Source organism: Pseudonocardia sp., assembly GCF_035305885.1.
Lineage (GTDB): Bacteria > Actinomycetota > Actinomycetes > Mycobacteriales > Pseudonocardiaceae > Pseudonocardia.
The window spans coordinates 1-16,504 of sequence record NZ_DATGOP010000125.1; the positions used below are offsets into that span (position 1 = coordinate 1).

At 71.6% G+C, this 16,504-nt stretch carries 14 protein-coding genes and 1 pseudogene; 7 read left to right on the forward strand and 8 right to left on the reverse strand.

The annotated features are described in order from the left end of the window. Together VKZ81_RS28610 and VKZ81_RS28615 are read left to right on the forward strand one after the other, a co-directional pair. The coding region (locus tag VKZ81_RS28610; RefSeq protein ID WP_324244827.1) for an ABC transporter ATP-binding protein at positions 1-816 on the forward strand (816 nt) is incomplete at its 5' end. Between the two features lie 5 nt (positions 817-821). Continuing rightward, positions 822-1,946, forward strand: a complete 1,125-nt coding sequence (locus tag VKZ81_RS28615; protein WP_324244828.1) for an ABC transporter ATP-binding protein — start codon at positions 822-824, stop codon at positions 1,944-1,946. Between the two features lie 170 nt (positions 1,947-2,116). Here the strand turns inward: VKZ81_RS28615 and VKZ81_RS35260 are convergent. Continuing rightward, positions 2,117-2,242, reverse strand: a pseudogene (locus tag VKZ81_RS35260) (FitA-like ribbon-helix-helix domain-containing protein); the annotation flags it as partial. 36 nt (positions 2,243-2,278) lie between these two features. Beyond that, positions 2,279-4,075 (reverse strand): 2-isopropylmalate synthase, encoded by a 1,797-nt coding sequence (gene leuA, locus VKZ81_RS28620; protein WP_324244829.1) that lies wholly within the window; start codon positions 4,073-4,075, stop codon positions 2,279-2,281. 281 nt (positions 4,076-4,356) lie between these two features. Here leuA and VKZ81_RS28625 point away from each other — a divergent pair, with 281 nt between their 5' ends. From VKZ81_RS28625 to VKZ81_RS28635, 3 genes are all read left to right on the forward strand, one after another. Then, positions 4,357-4,659 (forward strand): hypothetical protein, encoded by a 303-nt coding sequence (locus tag VKZ81_RS28625; protein WP_324244830.1) that lies wholly within the window; start codon positions 4,357-4,359, stop codon positions 4,657-4,659. A gap of 221 nt (positions 4,660-4,880) precedes the next feature. Next, entirely contained in the window at positions 4,881-6,146 is a 1,266-nt protein-coding gene (locus tag VKZ81_RS28630) for an aspartate kinase (RefSeq protein ID WP_324244831.1), read from the forward strand. Positions 6,147-6,151: 5 nt separating this feature from the next. Continuing rightward, positions 6,152-7,264 (forward strand): aspartate-semialdehyde dehydrogenase, encoded by a 1,113-nt coding sequence (locus VKZ81_RS28635; RefSeq protein WP_324244832.1) that lies wholly within the window; start codon positions 6,152-6,154, stop codon positions 7,262-7,264. A 53-nt stretch (positions 7,265-7,317) separates the two neighbouring features. Here VKZ81_RS28635 and VKZ81_RS28640 read toward each other — a convergent pair whose 3' ends face one another. Together VKZ81_RS28640 and VKZ81_RS28645 are read right to left on the reverse strand one after the other, a co-directional pair. Further along, a complete protein-coding gene (locus VKZ81_RS28640; RefSeq protein WP_324244833.1) occupies positions 7,318-8,355 on the reverse strand; it encodes an endonuclease/exonuclease/phosphatase family protein in 1,038 nt (345 codons plus the stop codon). Between the two features lie 16 nt (positions 8,356-8,371). Further along, positions 8,372-9,583: an MFS transporter gene (locus tag VKZ81_RS28645; protein WP_324244834.1), complete on the reverse strand. Its 1,212-nt coding sequence runs from the start codon at positions 9,581-9,583 to the stop codon at positions 8,372-8,374. 180 nt (positions 9,584-9,763) lie between these two features. On the opposite strand from VKZ81_RS28645, the gene VKZ81_RS28650 reads away from it, so the two are divergent. After that, positions 9,764-10,729: an SCO4651 family lipoprotein gene (locus VKZ81_RS28650; protein ID WP_324244835.1), complete on the forward strand. Its 966-nt coding sequence runs from the start codon at positions 9,764-9,766 to the stop codon at positions 10,727-10,729. Here VKZ81_RS28650 and VKZ81_RS28655 read toward each other — a convergent pair. The 4 genes from VKZ81_RS28655 to VKZ81_RS28670 all read right to left on the reverse strand — a co-directional run bounded on the left by VKZ81_RS28655 (position 10,726) and on the right by VKZ81_RS28670 (position 15,113). Continuing rightward, entirely contained in the window at positions 10,726-11,736 is a 1,011-nt protein-coding gene (locus VKZ81_RS28655; RefSeq protein ID WP_324244836.1) for a LacI family DNA-binding transcriptional regulator, read from the reverse strand. The two genes, VKZ81_RS28650 and VKZ81_RS28655, sit on opposite strands and share 4 nt — an antisense overlap. A gap of 22 nt (positions 11,737-11,758) precedes the next feature. Continuing rightward, positions 11,759-12,679 (reverse strand): carbohydrate ABC transporter permease, encoded by a 921-nt coding sequence (locus VKZ81_RS28660; RefSeq protein ID WP_324244837.1) that lies wholly within the window; start codon positions 12,677-12,679, stop codon positions 11,759-11,761. Beyond that, entirely contained in the window at positions 12,676-13,644 is a 969-nt protein-coding gene (locus VKZ81_RS28665) for a carbohydrate ABC transporter permease (protein WP_324244838.1), read from the reverse strand. Before VKZ81_RS28665 ends, VKZ81_RS28660 begins: the two co-directional genes overlap by 4 nt. A 116-nt stretch (positions 13,645-13,760) precedes the next feature. Then, positions 13,761-15,113 carry an ABC transporter substrate-binding protein gene (locus tag VKZ81_RS28670; protein ID WP_324244839.1) on the reverse strand — a complete coding sequence of 451 codons (1,353 nt, stop codon included), beginning with the start codon at positions 15,111-15,113 and terminating at the stop codon, positions 13,761-13,763. 305 nt (positions 15,114-15,418) lie between these two features. Between VKZ81_RS28670 and VKZ81_RS28675 the strand changes: the two genes are divergently transcribed. Beyond that, entirely contained in the window at positions 15,419-16,504 is a 1,086-nt protein-coding gene (locus VKZ81_RS28675) for an ABC transporter ATP-binding protein (RefSeq protein WP_324244840.1), read from the forward strand.

The window sequence follows — 16,504 nt, forward strand, 5'->3', positions numbered from 1 at the left end:
ATGCGCCTGCTCCCGGACCGCGGGGTGCGGGTGAGCGGCAGCGTCCTGATGGACGGCACCGACCTGCTGACGCTGCCCGAGGCGCAGATGCGCGAGCGCCGCGGCCGCGATCTGTCGATGGTGTTCCAGGACCCGCTCACGTCGCTGAACCCGGTGATCCCGGTGGGCCTGCAGATCACCGAGGTGCTGCGGCGCCACCAGGGGATGGGCAAGGAGGCGGCCCGCAAGGCCGCGGTGGAGCTGCTGGACCGGGTCGGCATCCCCGACCCGCGCCGCCGCCTCGAGGCCTACCCCCACCAGATGTCCGGCGGCATGCGGCAGCGGGCGCTGATCGCGATCGCGCTGGCCTGCAGCCCGCGCCTGTTGATCGCGGACGAGCCGACCACGGCGCTGGACGTCACGATCCAGGCCCAGATCCTGGAGCTGCTGCGCGAGCTGGTGCGGGAGACCGGCGCCGCGCTGGTGATGATCACCCATGACCTGGGTGTGGTCGCAGGCCTGTGCGAGACGGTCAACGTCCTGTACGCGGGCCGGATCGTGGAGCGGGCGCAGCGGCACCGCCTGTTCACCACCCCCCGCCACCCCTACACCCACGGCCTGCTGCGGTCGATCCCCCGGCTGGACAGCCCGCAGGGGGAGGAGCTGCCGGCCATCCGGGGGTCGGTGGCCGACAACGTCCCGTGGGACCACGCCTGCGCCTTCGCCCCCCGTTGCCCGCGGTCGCTCGACCGGTGCCTCGAGATCACGCCGGAGGCCGAGACGACGGGCGGGCGACTGTTGCGCTGCCACAACCCGGTGCCGGCGAGCGCGGAGTGAGCGACATGGCCGAACCATCGAACGACGTCCTGCTCGACGTGCGCGACCTCGCCGTGCACTTCCCGATCAAGCGCGGCCTGGTGCTGGATCGCACGGTCGGTTACGTGTACGCGGTGGACGGGGTCTCGTTGCAGATCCGCCGGGGCGAGACCTACGGACTGGTGGGGGAGTCCGGGTGCGGGAAGTCCACGTTGGGGCGGGCGATCCTGCGGCTGGTGGACCCGACCGCGGGCACCGTGGAGTTCGACGGGGTGGATGTCGCGCAGCTGTCGGGCGAGCGGCTGCGCACGATGCGGCGCCGGTTCCAGATGGTGTTCCAGGACCCGATGTCGAGCCTGGACCCGCGGCAGTCGGTGGAGTCGCTGCTGCGGGAGGGGATCAACGCGCACGGGCTGTCGCGCGGCCCGGAGGCGGACGCGGCCCGGTTGCGGGAGCTGGTGGAGTCGGTGGGGTTGCCGGCGTCGGCGTTGCGGCGGTATCCGCACGAGTTCTCGGGTGGGCAGCGGCAGCGGATCGGCATCGCGCGTGCGCTGTCGGTGGAGCCGGATCTGATCGTGGCCGACGAGCCGGTCTCGGCGCTGGACGTGTCGGTGCAGGCGCAGGTGTTGAACCTGTTGGGTCGCCTGCAGGCGGAGCTGGGGCTGACCTACCTGGTGATCGCGCACGACCTGGCGGTGGTGCGGCACGTGAGCGATCGGGTGGGGGTCATGTACCTGGGCGGGATCGTGGAGGAGGCGCCGTCGCAGGCGTTGTACGACGATCCGCAGCACCCGTACACGAAGGCGTTGTTGTCGGCGGTGCCGGTGCCGGATCCGGAGCTGGAGGACCAGCGGGAGCGGATCCTGCTGACGGGTGACCTGCCGTCGCCCGCGGCGCCGCCGTCGGGGTGCCGGTTCCACACGCGGTGCCCGTGGCGGCAGCCGACGCGGTGCGCGGACGAGCGTCCGCAGTTGCGGGTGCTGGAGGGGGTGCCGGAGGGGCACCGGGTGGCCTGCCACTGGGCCGAGGAGATCCGCAGCGGTGCGCTGCAGCCGCACCGGGTGGAACCGGCCGCGGTGGCCGACGACGTGCTCGGTCCCGGCGCCGTGCCCGAGCAACCCGGCTCGGTGACGGAGATCCTGGGCCGCTGACCCCGCGCGTCAGCTCGGCCACGGGGGCCGCACACCGCGGTCACCGCTCGTCCCGATCCCCTCCGAGCTCGTCGGCCCCGCTGACCGCTTCGCGCCTGGATCCGCCGCAGGCGCTCGACGGCGTCGGACCGCTGCGACCCCGCGGGCGGCCGGTCGAGCACGCGCCGCAGGGTCGCGACCACCTCCGCCGAGGGGGATCGCCCCTCGGCGAAAGCCCGTTCCCGAAGCCGTTCGTGCAGCTCGGGAGGGATTCCACGCACGTGGAGTTCGGCCGTGGGAGACGGTCGTGTTCCCACGTGGTCCCGGATCGGTCCCAGATCGGTAGCGCGGGGTCAGCGCATGGCGCGGTTGACCGCCGATACCACGGCCTTGAGCGAGGCGTTGACGATCGAGCCGTTGATGCCGACGCCCCAGAGCACGGTGTCCTCCACCGCGCACTCGACGTACGCGGCGGCGCGCGCGTCGTCACCGGCGGACATGGCGTGCTCGTGGTAGTCGAGCACGCGTACGTCGAACCCGATGCCGGCGAGCGCGTCGACGAACGCCGCGATCGGGCCGTTGCCGCTGCCGACGATCTCGTGCAGGTCGTTCTCGACGCGGACGGTGGCGACGATCTCGTCGTTGCCCTCGCCGTCGCTGGTGATGCGGTGGCGGATGAGCTTCAGCGGGGTGACCCGGTCCAGGTACTCCGACTCGAAGATGTCGCGCATCTCCTTCGGGGAGATCTCGCCACCCTCGGTGTCGGTGACCTCCTGGATCACCCGCGAGAACTCCATCTGCAGCCGGCGCGGCAGGTCGAGCTGGTGCTCGGTCTTCATGATGTAGGCGACGCCGCCCTTGCCGGACTGCGAGTTCACCCGGATCACGGCCTCGTAGGTGCGGCCGATGTCCTTCGGGTCGACCGGCAGGTAGGGCACCTCCCAGCGGAAGTCGTCGACGTCGACCCCCGCCTCGGCCGCGTCGGCCTGCATCGCCTGGAAGCCCTTGTTGATCGCGTCCTGGTGGCTGCCGGAGAACGCGGTGTAGACCAGGTCGCCGCCCCACGGGTGCCGCTCGTGCACGGGCAGCTGGTTGCAGTACTCGACGGTCCGGCGGATCTCGTCGATGTCGGAGAAGTCGATCTGGGGGTCGATGCCCTGGGTGAACAGGTTCATCCCCAGGGTGACCAGGTCGACGTTGCCGGTGCGCTCGCCGTTGCCGAACAGGCACCCCTCGATGCGGTCGGCGCCCGCCTGGAAGCCCAGCTCGGCGGCGGCGACGCCGGTGCCGCGGTCGTTGTGCGGGTGCAGCGACAGCACGATGGCGTCGCGGCGGTCCAGGTGCCGGTGCATCCACTCGATCGAGTCGGCGTAGACGTTCGGGGTCGCCATCTCGACCGTCGCCGGCAGGTTGACGATCATCGGCGAGTCGGGCGTCGGCCGCCAGATCGCGCTGACCGCGTTGCAGACCTCCACGGCGTACTCGAGCTCGGTGCCGGTGTACGACTCCGGGGAGTACTCGAACCGCCAGTCGGTGGAGGGGTACTTCTCGGCGAACCGCAGCACGTCCTCCGCGCCGTTCGTGGCGATCTTCGTGATGCCCGCGCGGTCGGAGCGGAACACGACGCGCCGCTGCAGGATCGACGTCGAGTTGTACAGGTGGACGATCGCCCGCGGCGCGCCCTCGCAGGCTTCGAAGGTGCGCTCGATCAGCTCGGGCCGGGCCTGGGTCAGCACCTGGATCGTGACGTCGTCCGGGATCAGGTCCTGCTCGATGATCTCCCGGACGAAGTCGAAGTCGGTCTGGCTCGCCGCCGGGAAGCCGACCTCGATCTCCTTGAAGCCCATGCGTACGAGCAGGTCGAACATGCGCCGCTTGCGCGCCGGGCTCATCGGGTCGATCAGCGCCTGGTTGCCGTCACGCAGGTCGACGGCGCACCACAGCGGGGCCCGGGTGATCCGCTTGTCCGGCCAGGTGCGGTCCGGCAGCGACACCGGCTCGACCAGCTCGTGGAAGGGGCGGTAGCGGTGGACCGGCATGTACGAGCCGCGCTGCTTGTTCCACGCGGGCTGGTCGTCGGGGGCGGGCCGGTCGGGCCTGCGCAGACGGCTGGAGGGCGACGAGGTGTACGCGTCGGGAGAGGTGGTCATCGATGTGCTCCTGGTGGGTTTGCCGATCTGTTGTGACCGGCGCACGCCACCACCCGCGACGAGGGGCCGGTCGATCAGACCCCGCCGCGGCGGCGAAGGAGCAGGCGTGCCACGGAGCCGAGAGTAGCCCCGGGGTGGGGGCCCCGCGCAACCCACCCCCTCTGTGACGCGTCGGACGTCGCCCCGATCCGGTGTCACCCGATCGGGTAATACCGACCGGTAGCGCAGGGTGCCCACCGCCGTGGGAGCATGGCGAACAACGAATCCGGGGGAGGTCTCCAGTGGCAGTGGGGAGCACGGCACGGCGGGGCATCGACGCCCTGGGCAACGTGCTGCGGATCGTCGGGATGCTGATCGTCACCGTCCTCGTGGTGCACATCGTGCTCACGTTGCTCGGTGCGAACCCGGAGAACGGGCTCACGCAGCTCATCCGGGATGCCGCCGACACCTTCAACCTCGGCCTGAGCGACCTGTTCCTGCCCGAGGACCCGCGCCTGGCCGTGGTGCTCAACTACGGCGCCGCCGCCCTGATCTGGTTCGTCATCACCACGGTCGTCGTGCGCATCGTGCGGCGCATCCCGTGAGCGCACCGCCGGGCTGAGCGGTTCCACCGGGCGGATTCGCCCCGGTGGGTCTTGTGGCGCGCCGGCGCCCTGTGGCGAAGTTCATTCCGATCTGCGCTGCGAGCGGTGGCCGGTAGGGTGGGGTCCCGACCAGCACCCGGTGCGGCTCCCGCACGCACCAGTGGTGATCAGCCCTCGAGGCCGCGCAAGGAGATTCCCGCGGCCAGGACAGGAGGTCGGCGGTGGCCCTCGTCGTGCAGAAGTACGGAGGTTCTTCCGTACAGGACGCGGACCGCATCAAGAAGGTCGCCGAACGGATCGTCCGCACGCACAAAGAGGGCAACGACGTCGTCGTCGTGGTCTCGGCCATGGGTGACACCACCGACGACCTGCTCGACCTCGCGGAGAAGGTCTCCCCGGCGCCCCCGCCGCGCGAGCTGGACATGCTGCTCACCGCGGGTGAACGCATCTCCAACGCGCTCGTGGCGATGGCGATCCACGCGCTCGGGGCCGAGGCCCGCTCGTTCACCGGTTCGCAGGCGGGCATGGTCACCACGTCCAAGCACGGCGACGCGCGGATCGTGCAGGTCAACCCGCAGCGCCTGCGCGACGCCCTCGACGAGGGCGCGATCGTGCTCGTCGCCGGGTTCCAGGGCGTGAGCCAGGACTCGAAGGACGTCACGACGCTCGGCCGGGGCGGCTCGGACACCACGGCCGTCGCGCTGGCCGCGGCGCTGGAGGCCGACGTCTGCGAGATCTACACCGACGTCGACGGCATCTACACCGCCGACCCGCGCATCGTCCCGGACGCGCAGCTGCTCGAGACCATCACCTACGAGGAGATGCTCGAGATGGCCGCGTGCGGGGCGAAGGTCCTGCACCTGCGCGCTGTGGAGTACGCCCGGCGCTACAACGTCCCGCTGCGGGTGCGCAGCTCGTACAACGACAAGCCGGGCTCGCTCGTCACCGGCTCGATCGAGGAGATCCCCATGGAGCAGGCGATCATCACCGGGGTCGCCCACGACCGGTCGGAAGCGAAGATCACGGTCACCGACGTGCCGGACACCCCCGGCATGGCGGCCCGGATCTTCCGCACCGTGGCCGATGCCGAGATCAACATCGACATGGTGCTGCAGAACATCAGCCGCAACTCCGACCGGCGCACCGACATCACGTTCACGCTGCCGCGCACCGACGGCCCCCGCGCCGTCGAGGCGCTGAAGGCCGCCCAGCCCGAGATCGGGTTCGGCGACGTCCTGCACGACGAGGAGGTCGGGAAGGTCTCGCTGGTCGGCGCCGGGATGCGCTCGCACCCGGGGGTCACGGCCACGTTCTGCGAGGCGCTGTCCAACGCCGGGATCAACATCGAGACGATGAACACCTCGGAGATCCGCATCTCCGTGCTCTGCCGGCCCGACCAGCTCGACACCGCGGTGGCCGCGCTGCACGAGGCGTTCGACCTCGGCGGCGAGGAGCAGGCCGTGGTCCACGCCGGGACGGGGCGGTGAGCGGGATGGAGTTCGCGCAGGAACACCACGGCCGGCACGAGCACGGTCGTCACGAGCGCGGTCCCGTGCTCGCGATCGTCGGCGCGACCGGGGCCGTGGGCACCACGATGATCGACATCATCGACGCCCGCGAGAACGTGCCGTGGTCGGAGATCCGGCTCGTCGCCTCGCCGCGCTCGGCGGGCAAGGTGCTGCGGGTCCGCGGCCAGGACATCACGGTGCAGGCGCTCGCCCCTGAGGTCTTCGACGGAGTGGACATCGCGCTGTTCGACGTGCCGGACGAGGTCAGCGCGCAGTGGGCGCCGATCGCGGCCGAGCGCGGCGCGGTGGCCGTGGACAACTCGGGCGCCTTCCGCATGGACCCGGACGTCCCGCTCGTCGTGCCCGAGGTGAACGCGGAGAAGGCTGCCGAGCGGCCGAAGGGGATCATCTCGAACCCCAACTGCACCACGCTGTCGATGATGGCCGCGATGGGCGCGCTGCACCGCGAGTTCGGGCTCGAGGCCCTGGTCGTCGCCTCCTACCAGGCGGCGTCCGGCGCGGGCCAGGGCGGCATCGACCGGCTCTACGCGGAGCTGTCGGCGCTCGCGGGCAAGCAGGTCGGGGTGCGCGGCGGCGACGTCGCGGCCGCGCTGGCCGCGGCCGGGCTCGCCCCGTCGGACTCGCCGTTCCCGGCGCCGCTGGCGCTCAACGTCGTGCCGTGGGCGGGCTCGCTCAAGGACGACGGGTGGTCGTCGGAGGAGCTGAAGGTCCGCAACGAGGCCCGCAAGATCCTCGGCATCCCGGACCTCAAGGTGTCCGCCACGTGCGTGCGCGTCCCGGTGGTCACCACCCACTCGCTCGCGGTGCACGCGACGTTCTCGCGCGAGGTCACGGTCGAGGCGGCCCGCAAGGTGCTCGCCGAGCAGCCCTCGATCGTGCTGCGCGACGACCCGGCGGCCGGCGAGTTCCCGACGCCCGCCGAGGTCGTGGGCAGCGACCCGACGTGGGTCGGCCGCATCCGGCAGGCGCTCGACTTCCCCAACACGCTCGAGCTGTTCGTCTGCGGCGACAACCTGCGCAAGGGCGCCGCCCTGAACACCTACGAGATCGCGGAGACGGTCGCGGTCAGCCTCTGACGGTCTGATCGCCGGACGGCGCGCCCTCGCAAGGCGGGGGCGCGCCGTTCTCGTCAGCCGGGCAGGCGCAGGGTGGTCAGGATCGCCCGGTGGTCGCTGCCCGCGACGTCGTGCACCTCGAACGTCTCGGCGGTGATGCCGTCGGTGGCGAACACGTGGTCGATCTGCGGGCCGAACAGGCGGACCCGCGGGCTCGGGCTCCAGGTCGGGATCAGGCCCGCGCCGCGCTGGGCGGCCGCGTCCGCGCAGCCCGCCGCGCCCGCGCGCAGCGCGGAGTGGTCCAGCGTGGCGTTGAAGTCGCCCGCGATGACCGCAGGCGTCGGCCCCGAGCACCACCGGGGGAGCAGGGCGAGGTCGTCGTTCCAGTCCGGAACCGAGCCGGGCACCGGCGCCACCGAGTGGAACGCCACGAACCGCAGCTCGCCGAGCTCGCCGCCGCTCACCTCGATGTAGGGGAACGTGGTGGTGTCGTCGCCGACCCGGACGTCGACGTCGCCGAGCCGGTCCGCGACGAGAGCGGTGACCTCCTCGACGTCGTCGTCGTCCTCGTCGTCGGTGGTGACGTGCACGCGGTAGCCCAGCGGCTCGACACGCTCGGCGATCTGTTCGGCGAAGCGGGGGCCGGACTCGCTGATCGCCACCACGTCCGGTCGGTGCTCCTCGATCACGGAAGCGAGCTCGTCGGCGTCGGCGTCGCCCTCGTAGGCGTTGAACGCGAGCACCCGCAACGGGTCCCCGGTCGCGGCGCCGGGGTCCGGCAGCGCGCGCGGGAGGACCAGCCCCGCGCCGGCGACGAGCACCGCCAGCACCCCGGCGGCGAACGGCAGCACGCGGCGCTCGAACACCAGCACCACGCCCAGCAGCACCACGACGGCGAGCACTCCGACGAGCAACCACGGCCGCATCGACACGAGCTGCACGAACGGGCTGCGCCGGTCGAGCCCGAACAGGTCCGGTAGGACCGGCACGGCGACGAACGACGTGAACAGGGCGGCGGCCAGGTAGCGCGCGACGTCGGCGCCCCGGATGCGGCCGCGCGCGGGCGGGCGCGGCGGGGGAGCGGCGGTGAGCCGGCCCGGCGGTGCGGTCATCGACGAGGAGTCTTCCCTAGATCGATTGAGAGCCCGCTGAGGGAGTGACCGGAGCCTCGCGCCGTCGCCCCGACCACCCGACCAGCACGGCGGCGCACACCCCGACCATCCCGACCGTGAGCACCGCTGCGGCGGGCGACGCGACGTCGACGAGCAGACCGGCGAGCGGCGTGGCGACGGCGGCGCCGGTGGTGATCGCGGAGCCGTGCAGCCCGGTGACCAGCCCGCGCACGTGCTCGGGGGTCAACGCGCTCACCGCCTCGGCGCTCGTGGCCATCGTCGGCGCGATGAGCAGCCCGACGGGCACGAGCAGCAGGGCGTAGGACCACCACGGGCCGGCCAGCGCGACCGGTAGCGCGGCGGCGCCGAGGCAGCCGACGAGCAGCGGCAGCGGGAGGGACCGCCGCGCGCCGCCGTAGGCGAACCCGCCGACCAGCGACGCCACGCACCACACGGCGTTGGTCACCGGGATCCACGCGGCGTGCCCGCCGAGCTCGAGGCCGGCGATCATCGTGAGCTCGGTGCCGAACACCACGACGACCGCGGCCGTGGTGGCGAGAAGCGCCCCGATCAGGCGCACGTCGAGCCACTGTCGGACGGGCGGCGGGTGCCCGCCGCGGCTCGTGCCCGGCAGGTGGGTCGGCGGGTTCAGCAGCGCCAGCGCGGCGCCCGCGACGAGCCAGCCCGCGCCGACCACCCACATCGCGGCGGTGGACGAGGCGTTCACCGCGAGCACCGCCCCGATCGCGGGCCCGATGATGTAGGAGATCTCGACCGACATCGAGTCGAGCGCGAACGCGGTGCGCCTGCGTTCGGGCGGTACCAGCACGGCGAGCGACTGCCGCGTGATCGAGAAGACCGGCACGCCGAGCAGCCCGCCGGCGAGCGCGCTCACCAACAGCGCCGGGTACGACAGGAACGGCGCCGCGCCCCAGAACGCGGCCTGCGCCGCCAGCGTGAGCGCGAGCATCGTGCGCAGGCCGCGCCGGTCGACCAGCCTGCCGAGCAGCGGGGCGCCGATCGCCATGCCCACGGTGGACGCCGCCGCCACGGCGCCCGCCGCCGCGTAGCCCTCGTCGAGGGTGAGCACGACGTGCAGCGTGAGGGCGATCGCGGCCGCGGACGCGGGCAGGCGGGCGAGGAACGACACCGCGGTGACGGCTGCGACGCCGGGGATGGCGAGGACGGCGCGGTAGGCGCGCAGGCCCGTCGCGGTGTCGGTCTCCACCCCGCCATCGTGCTCCGGGCCACCGACGGGCACGACCCGGCTCCGGCACGGGCGGTGCTGGGGTGTGATGCCTGTCACTCGGGCACAACGATCGTCGACCATGGATGATCACTTCCTGTACCGGCCGAGCCGAAGGACGTGGGGGGCGGCTCGGCCGGTTCGGACGAAGGGAGGGAACGGGTGACGACCACCATCGGGCGGCGGAGCCGGGCGGTGCTCGCTGGCTGCGTCGCGGCGCTCACACTCACCGCGTGCGGCGGCGGGGACTCCCTCGGGGGCGGGCTGCAGCCGTGGCGGCCCGCGGCGGAGATCGCCCGGGAGGCGCCGGACGCCACCCGGGCCGCCGGATCGTCGCGCTTCGAGCTCGAGATGATCCACACCAGCACGGGCGGCCCGGTCGGCGACCTCACCACGACGATGCGGGCCACCGGCACCTACGACTTCGCCCGCCAGATCGGCGAGGGCCGCGCGACCTCCGACGACTCGGAGCTCCCGTTCCCACCCCAGGAGGAGATCTTCACCAACAACGAGGTCTACCACCGCTTCGTCGGCGAGGACCGGTGGCGGAAGTTCGACCTCTCCGAGCTCGTGGACACCCCGATCGGCCAGCACGACCCGAGCGAGCAGCTCGAGCTGCTGCGAGGTGTCTCCGACGACGTGCAGGAGGTCGGAACCACGCAGCTGCGCGGTGCCGAGGTGCGCGAGTACGCGATCACGATCGACCCGCAGCGGCTCGCCGCCGCCCAGGGTGTCGTCGTCAAGGACAGCCTGACCCAGGCCGTCCTCCAGGCGGTCGAGCCGATCCCGGCGCGGTTGTTCGTCGACTCCGACGGGCGCGTGCGCCGGCTGGAACTGACCTTCGAGACGAAGGTGACCGACCTCGCGGCGGTGCCGGAGCTCGGCGGGATGCTCGGCGACAGCCCGATGATGCAGGAGATGCTGCAGGACCGGGTCATCACGGTCGAGGCCCGCATCGAGTACTTCGACTTCGGGGTCCCGGTGACCGTGCAGGAGCCCGACCCGTCGCAGGTTGACACGAGCGTGACGATCCCGGGCATGCCGGAGATCCCCGAGATCCCCGAGATCCCTGAGATCCCCGAGATCGGCGAGATCCCCGACCTCCCGGGTCTCCCCGGCGGGAACTAGCCCGCGCGGCGGGGCGGTGGCCCGGTCGAGCCCCGCACCACCAGCTCCGTGGGCACCGTGACCGCCGGCGGCGGCCGCTCCGGCTCGGTGAGCGCGGCGAGGATCATCTCCGCGGCGAGCGTCCCCTGCGCGACCACCGGCTGGGCCACGGTCGTGAGCTCCATCAGGTGCGCCATCTCGTGGTCGTCGATGCCGATCACCGACACGTCCTCCGGGACGCGCAGCCCGGACCGGCGGGCCGCCTGCAGGGCGCCCATCGCCATCTCGTCCGAGGCGGCGAACAGGGCGGTGGGCCGCTCCGGTAGCGCGAGCAGGCGCTCGGCGGCGTCGTGGCCCCCGGTCACGGTGAACCCGCCGACGGCCTCGAGCTCGGGCCGGGTGGGCAGCCCCGCCGCGGCCAGCTCGGCCCGGTACCCGAGGCGCCGGTCGGCGGGCATCGCCGTGTGCAGCTCGTCGTCGCCGCCGATGAACCCGATGCGCCGGTGCCCGAGGTCGAGCAGGTGCCGCACGGCGCAGCGCGCGGCGGCCTCGTCGTCGATGCGCACGCTCGCCCAGCCCGGGACCTCGGCGCCCACGATCGCCACCGGCCCGCCGACCGCCGACAGCGCCGCGACCTCCTCGGGCGTGGGGTGCAGGCCGAGCACGAGCACGCCGTCGACGCGCTTGCGCAGCAACGTGCCCGCGAAGGCGCGGCGGCGTTCGTGGGCGTTGGTGCCCAGGCTGTAGAGCAGCAGGTCGTAGCCGGCCTTGCGGAGCCGCTCCTCGGCGCTGTGCACGATCACCGCGAAGTACCAGCGGTTGACGAACGGCGCGACCACGCCGATCGCGTTCGTCTGGCCGCTCGCGAGGCTCGCCGCGCTGGGCGAGGCCACGTACCGCAGCTCGGCGGCCGCGGCGAGCACGCGCCGCCGGGTCTCCTCGGAGACCCGGGGCAGCCCGTGCAGCGCGCGGGAGACCGTCGCGATGGACACCCCCGCCGCCTCCGCGACGTCCCTGATCGTGCTCACGCCGGGCTCCGCCTGCGCTCGGTCAGCCCTTGACGCTGCCGGCCAGCAGGCCGCGCACGAAGTACCGCTGCAGCGCGAAGAACACCACCAGCGGGACGACGATCGCGACGAACGCGCCGGGCGCGAGCAGGTACCAGTTGGAGCCCCGCTCGCCCGCGAGGTTGGCCAGGCGAACGGTCAGCGGCGCCACGTCGAGCGTGCCGCCCGCGAACACCAGCGCGACGAGCAGGTCGTTCCACACCCACAGGAACTGGAAGACCGCGAACGCCGCGATCGCGGGCTTCATCAGCGGGACCATGATCGTGGTGAAGATCCGGACGTGGCCCGCCCCGTCCACCCGGGCGGCCTCCACGAGCTCCGCGGGGATGTCGCGCATCGAGTTGTGCAGCAGGAAGATCGCCAGCGGCAGCGCGAACGTGGAGTGCGCGATCCACACCGTCCAGAACGTGCCGTTCAGCCCGGTGCCGACGAAGATCTCCAGCAGCGGCAGGAGCGCCACCTGCAGCGGCACGATCTGCAGCGCGAAGACCGCGACGAACAGCGTGTCGCGCAGCGGGAAGCGCGTCCACGCGAACCCGTAGGCGGCCATCGTGGCCAGGATGATCGGGATCGCCACCGACGGGATGGTGATCAGGATCGAGTTGGTGAAGAAGCCGACGAGCGGCTGGTTGCCCCCGAAGAGGACCTCGGCGTAGTTGTCGAGGGTCAGCTGCGGGTTGGCGAAGAACGTCCACCACCCCGTGCGCTGCACGTCGCGTTCGGGCCGGAACGACGTCAGGAACAGCCCGAACGTGGGGAGGGTCCACAGGACCGCGATCACGAGCGCGGCGATCGAGGCCCACGGCGAGGTGAGCCGCTTCTTCGCGGCCGACGCGCGCGAGGTGGCCGCGGCGGCGAGGTCGGTTCCGGTGCCCGCGCTGCCCTCGGTGCTCAGGATGGTCATCGCGCGTCCACCTTCCGCATCTGCCGCACGTTGTAGATGACGATCGGCACCACGAGGACGAACAGGATCATGGCGAGCGCCGATCCCATGCCGAGGTCGGAGAGTCGGAAGCTCTGCACGTAGAACTCGTTCGCGACGACGCTCGTGCCGAACTGGCCGCCGGTCATCGTGCGGACGATGTCGAAGACCTTGAGCACGGCGATGCTGATCGCGGTGATCACGACGACCACGGCCGGTCGGATGCTCGGCAGGGTGATGTAGAAGAACATCCGCAGGCCGCCGACCCCGTCGAGCCGCGCCGCCTCGATGATGTCGCTCGGGATGGCCTTGATCGCCGCCGAGAGGATCGTCATCGCGAAGCCGGCCTGGATCCAGATCATCACGACGATCAGGAGCAGGTTGTTCCACGGCTCGGCGAGGATGAAGTTCACCGGCTCGAAGCCCAGCCAGACCAGTATCTGGTTGAGCAACCCGATCTGCTGGATGTTCTGCTGGTTGGGCCGGTACTCGTAGACGAACTTCCAGATGATCGCCGCGCCGACGAACGAGATCGCCATCGGCAGGAAGATCAGGGCCTTCGCGGCCGCCTCGAACCGGGTGCGGTCCACCAGCACCGCGTAGACCAGACCGATCGCGGTCGAGAGGATCGGCGTGATCACCACCCAGAGCAGGGTGTTGCGCATGACGACCACGAGGTCGGGCTGGGTGAAGATCCGGACGTAGTTGTCCAGGCCGACGAACCCGGCGCTGCGGGCGTCGAGGACCGACTGCACCGCCGTGCGGGCCGCGGGGTAGAGCAGGCCGATGAGCAGGAGGAGCAGGGCGGGGGCCGTGAACGCGACCCCGGAGACCACGTCGGCCCGGCGGCCCTTCGCGCGGCCGACCACGAGCAGGACGACGCCCATCACGGCGGCGAAGACGACCACCGCGACCAGCAGTTGGAGCAGTTTGTCGAGCAGGGTCAAGCCGGCTCACCTCCAAGGGGTCGGGGGCGCCCGAGGCCGTGCGCCGGGCGCGCCGGGGAGGCGCCGGGACGGGCGGATCGCGCCCGTCCCGGCGCGGGGATGGGAGCTCTCGCCGGTTACGACGAGGCGGGCCAGGACTGCTCGATGAAGTCGAGCGTCTCGGTCGTGCCCTGCCCGGTGATCCAGTCGGTCATGCCGCGCCAGAACGACGCCGACCCGACGGCCGCGGGCATCAGGTCCGAGCCGTCGAACCGGAAGGTGTTGTCCTCGTTCTGCAGGATCTCGGCCGACAGCCGGTCGATCGGGTTGGTCAGGTTGTTCGGGTCCAGCCCGGTGTTGGCGCTGATCCAGCCGCTCTGGCCGAGGTCGCTACCGGCCTTGGCCTTCGCGTTGGCCCACTCCGGCGAGGACAGGTAGGCCTGGAACGCCTGCACCTCGGGGCGGTCGGAGAACGCGACGACGAACTCCGAGCCGACGAGGATGGTCTGCGGCGCGCCCTCGTTGATCGGCGGCAGCTCGAACGCGAAGACCTGCCCGTTCTCCGAGATGTCGGTGCCCTCGGGGAAGTTGGCCGCGTAGAAGTTGGCCTGGCGGTGCATGTAGCAGGTCCCGTCGAGGATCGGCAGGCCGCCGTCCTGGAACGTCGTGGTGGCGATCGACGAGACGTCGCCGAGGCCGCCGTTGACGTAGTCGGGGTTCTTCAGGATCGAGCCGACGCGGTCGAGGGCCCTGGCCACGCGCGGGTCGTTGAACGGGATGGCGTGCGAGACCCACTGGTCGTAGACCTCGGGGCCGTTCTCGCGCAGCATCACGTCCTCGAGCCAGTCGGTGAGCGGCCAGCCGGTCGCGTCACCCGACGAGATGCCCGCGCACCACGGCTTGCCGCCGTCGGCCACGATGCGGTCCGAGAGCTCCACCATCTCGTCCCAGGTCGTGGGGACGGTGTAGCCCTTCTCCGCGAACGCCTGGGGCGAGTACCAGACGTAGGACTTGACGTTCGAGCCGAGCGGAGCGCCGTACAGGGTGCCGTCGACGCTGCCCGCGGCCTTGAACGTCTCGGAGTAGTACTGGTCGACGTTCGCCACGACGGCCTGCGGGGCGGGCTTCACCGCGCCGGGGTTCTGCTTGACCAGGGTGTTCAGCAGGCCGGGCTGCGGGATGTAGGCGATGTCCGGCGGCGAGCCCGCCTGGACCCGCACCGGGAGCTGGGCCTCGAACTCCTTGGACCCCTCGTAGACGACCTGCGCGCCGGTGCACTCCTCGAACGGCTTGTAGGACTCGATGTGCGGCTCGTCCTCGGGCGCCACGATGGAGGTGTAGATCGTGATCCGGGTCCCGGACAGGTCGCCGTACTGCGCGAACGCCGCACAGTCCTGGTCGGAGGCGGCCGAGTTGCCGCCGCTGCCTGCGACGTTGCTGCCGCCGCATCCGGCGAGCGCGAGGCTGAGGCCCAGCGCAGCGCTGATCACGGCCGTGCGCGACGGTCTCCGCAGGATCGATCCCGATTTCGGGGCTGGCATCGCACCCTCCGCGTCGATGGGGACGGAGCGGGCGGTGGCCCACTCCCTTGAGATCCGGGCCATGGAAGCGTTTACGCACGCACACGGGCAACGACGACGCGGTAACGATGCCGTAACTCCTACGCTATGTAGTCAAGTTCTCACGGTTCGTGTTGGGTCTTCTCCTGGAGACCACTTGCATGGCAGGCTGCAAGCGCTTTACCCCTGCCACTCGGATCGTCCGGCACGTTCCTGCCGGTGGAAGGTGAAACAGCATGGCTGCTGTTGTCTATGACAAGGCGACCCGGATCTACCCGGGGTCCACGAAGCCCGCGGTCGACTCGCTCGACCTCGAGGTCGCCGACGGTGAGTTCCTGGTCCTCGTCGGACCGTCCGGATGCGGCAAGTCCACCTCGCTGCGCATGCTCGCGGGGCTGGAGGACATCGACCAGGGGTCGATCTACATCGGCGGCCGCGACGTCACGCGCGTGCCCCCGAAGGACCGCGACATCGCGATGGTCTTCCAGAACTACGCGCTCTACCCGCACATGACCGTCGCCGAGAACATGGGCTTCGCGCTCAAGATCGCCGGTCGCCCGAAGTCGGAGATCCAGCAGCGCGTGCAGGAGGCGGCGAAGATCCTCGACCTCGAGCCGTTCCTCGACCGCCGCCCGAAGGCCCTCTCCGGTGGTCAGCGGCAGCGCGTCGCGATGGGCCGGGCGATCGTGCGCCAGCCCCAGGTGTTCTGCATGGACGAGCCGCTGTCCAACCTGGACGCCAAGCTGCGCGTCTCGACCCGCACCCAGATCGCGTCGCTGCAGCGCCGCCTGGGCATCACCACGGTCTACGTCACGCACGACCAGACCGAGGCCATGACGATGGGCGACCGCGTCGCCGTGCTGAAGGACGGCGTCCTGCAGCAGGTCGACACGCCGCGTGCGATGTACGACAAGCCGGCCAACGTCTTCGTCGCCGGCTTCATCGGCTCGCCGGCCATGAACCTCCTCGAGGTGAAGGTCGACGGGGACACGCTGCACTTCGGCGGCGCCGACATCCACATCCCGCGCACCGCGGTGGAGGAGGTCGGCGCCACCCGCAAGGTCACCGTCGGCGTGCGTCCCGAGGACATGGAGCTGGTCAGCGCCGGCGACGGCCTCGCCACGGAGGTCGACGTCGTCGAGGAGCTCGGCGCGGACGCCTACGTCTACGGCACCACCGAGGTCGGCGGCGAGCGCCGCTCGATCATCGCCCGCGTCGACGGCCGCACGCCGCCGGACAAGGGCTCGGTGCTGCACTTCGCCCCGCGCCAGGGTCACCTGCACCTGTTCTCCGGCGACACCGGCGAGCGCATCGAGGTCTGA